Here is a 2,938-nt window from a genome sequence, read left to right on the forward strand (position 1 = left end):
CAAAACACCTTCGGTGTTGTCAGGTTAAGCCTCACGGTTCATTAGTACTGGTCAGCTCAACGCATCGCTGCGCTTACACACCCAGCCTATCAACGTCTTAGTCTCAAACGTTCCTTCAGGATTCTCTAGGAATCAGGGAAGACTCATCTCGAGGCAAGTTTCCCGCTTAGATGCTTTCAGCGGTTATCTCTTCCGCACTTAGCTACCGGGCAATGCAATTGGCATCACAACCCGTACACCAGTGGTGCGTTCACTCCGGTCCTCTCGTACTAGGAGCAACCCCTCTCAATCTTCCAGCGCCCACGGCAGATAGGGACCGAACTGTCTCACGACGTTCTAAACCCAGCTCGCGTACCACTTTAAATGGCGAACAGCCATACCCTTGGGACCTACTTCAGCCCCAGGATGTGATGAGCCGACATCGAGGTGCCAAACACCGCCGTCGATATGAACTCTTGGGCGGTATCAGCCTGTTATCCCCGGAGTACCTTTTATCCGTTGAGCGATGGCCCTTCCATTCAGAACCACCGGATCACTAAGACCTACTTTCGTACCTGCTCGAGCCGTCACTCTCGCAGTCAAGCTGGCTTATGCCTTTGCACTAACCGCATGATGTCCGACCATGCTTAGCCAACCTTCGTGCTCCTCCGTTACTCTTTGGGAGGAGACCGCCCCAGTCAAACTACCCACCAGACACGGTCCCCGACCCGGATTACGGGTCTGGGTTAGAACATCAAACGTTAAAGGGTGGTATTTCAAGGATGGCTCCGTGCAGACTGGCGTCCACACTTCGTTGCCTCCCACCTATCCTACACATCAAGGCTCAATGTTCAGTGTCAAGCTATAGTAAAGGTTCACGGGGTCTTTCCGTCTTGCCGCGGGTACACTGCATCTTCACAGCGAGTTCAATTTCACTGAGTCTCGGGTGGAGACAGCCTGGCCATCATTACGCCATTCGTGCAGGTCGGAACTTACCCGACAAGGAATTTCGCTACCTTAGGACCGTTATAGTTACGGCCGCCGTTTACCGGGGCTTCGATCAGAAGCTTCGCTTACGCTAACCTCATCAATTAACCTTCCGGCACCGGGCAGGCGTCACACCGTATACGTCCACTTTCGTGTTTGCACAGTGCTGTGTTTTTAATAAACAGTTGCAGCCAGCTGGTATCTGCGGCTGGCTTCAGCTCCGTCCGCAAGGGACTTCACCTAGTGCCAGCGTGCCTTCTCCCGAAGTTACGGCACCATTTTGCCTAGTTCCTTCACCCGAGTTCTCTCAAGCGCCTGAGTATTCTCTACCTGACCACCTGTGTCGGTTTGGGGTACGATTAATGATAACCTGGAGCTTAGAGGCTTTTCCCGGAAGCAGAGCATCAATCACTTCACCACCGTGGTGGCTCGTCGTCACGCCTCAGTGTTAACAACCGACCGGATTTGCCTGGTCAGCCCACCTGCACGCTTAAACCGGGACAACCGTCGCCCGGATGATTTAGCTTTCTCCGTCCCCCCTTCGCAGTTACCACCAGTACGGGAATATTAACCCGTTGCCCATCGACTACGCTTTTCAGCCTCGCCTTAGGGGTCGACTCACCCTGCCCCGATTAACGTTGGACAGGAACCCTTGGTCTTCCGGCGTGCGGGTTTTTCACCCGCATTATCGTTACTTATGTCAGCATTCGCACTTCTGATACCTCCAGCAACCCTCACAGGTCACCTTCACAGGCTTACAGAACGCTCCCCTACCCAACAATATTTACATATCGCTGCCGCGGCTTCGGTGCATAATTTAGCCCCGTTACATCTTCCGCGCAGGCCGACTCGACCAGTGAGCTATTACGCTTTCTTTAAATGATGGCTGCTTCTAAGCCAACATCCTGGCTGTCTGAGCCTTCCCACTTCGTTTCCCACTTAATTATGACTTTGGGACCTTAGCCGGCGGTCTGGGTTGTTTCCCTCTTCACGACGAACGTTAGCACCCGCCGTGTGTCTCCCGTGATAACATTCTCCGGTATTCGCAGTTTGCATCGGGTTGGTAAGTCGGGATGACCCCCTAGCCGAAACAGTGCTCTACCCCCGGAGATGAATTCACGAGGCGCTACCTAAATAGCTTTCGGGGAGAACCAGCTATCTCCCGGTTTGATTGGCCTTTCACCCCCAGCCACAAGTCATCCGCTAATTTTTCAACATTAGTCGGTTCGGTCCTCCAGTTAGTGTTACCCAACCTTCAACCTGCCCATGGCTAGATCACCGGGTTTCGGGTCTATACCCTGCAACTAAGACGCCCAGTTAAGACTCGGTTTCCCTGCGGCTCCCCTATTCGGTTAACCTTGCTACAGAATATAAGTCGCTGACCCATTATACAAAAGGTACGCAGTCACACCATAAAGGTGCTCCCACTGCTTGTACGTACACGGTTTCAGGTTCTTTTTCACTCCCCTCGCCGGGGTTCTTTTCGCCTTTCCCTCACGGTACTGGTTCACTATCGGTCAGTCAGGAGTATTTAGCCTTGGAGGATGGTCCCCCCATATTCAGACAGGATAACACGTGTCCCGCCTTACTCATCGGACTCACAACACCAGTGCTTTCAGATACAGGGCTATCACCTGCTGCGGCCAGCCTTTCCAGACTGTTCTCTTAACACTGATACTGATTAAGGTCCTGGGCTGCTCCCCGTTCGCTCGCCGCTACTGGGGGAATCTCGTTTGATTTCTTTTCCTCGGGGTACTTAGATGTTTCAGTTCTCCCGGTTCGCTTCATTACCCTATGTATTCAGATAATGATAGTGTGACGGATCACACTGGGTTTCCCCATTCGGAAATCGCCGGTTATAACGGTTCATATCACCTTACCGGCGCTTATCGCAGATTAGCACGTCCTTCATCGCCTCTGACTGCCTAGGCATCCACCGTGTACGCTTATTCGCTTAACCTCACAACCCGAA

At 52.7% G+C, this 2,938-nt stretch carries 1 rRNA gene; it reads right to left on the reverse strand.

The features are described from left to right. Positions 1 to 20 precede the first annotated feature (20 nt). Positions 21 to 2,926 (reverse strand): 23S ribosomal RNA (locus U868_RS0119745). Positions 2,927 to 2,938: the final 12 nt, after the last annotated feature.

This window comes from Morganella morganii H1r, assembly GCF_000633515.1.
Taxonomy (GTDB): Bacteria; Pseudomonadota; Gammaproteobacteria; order Enterobacterales; family Enterobacteriaceae; genus Morganella; species Morganella morganii_B.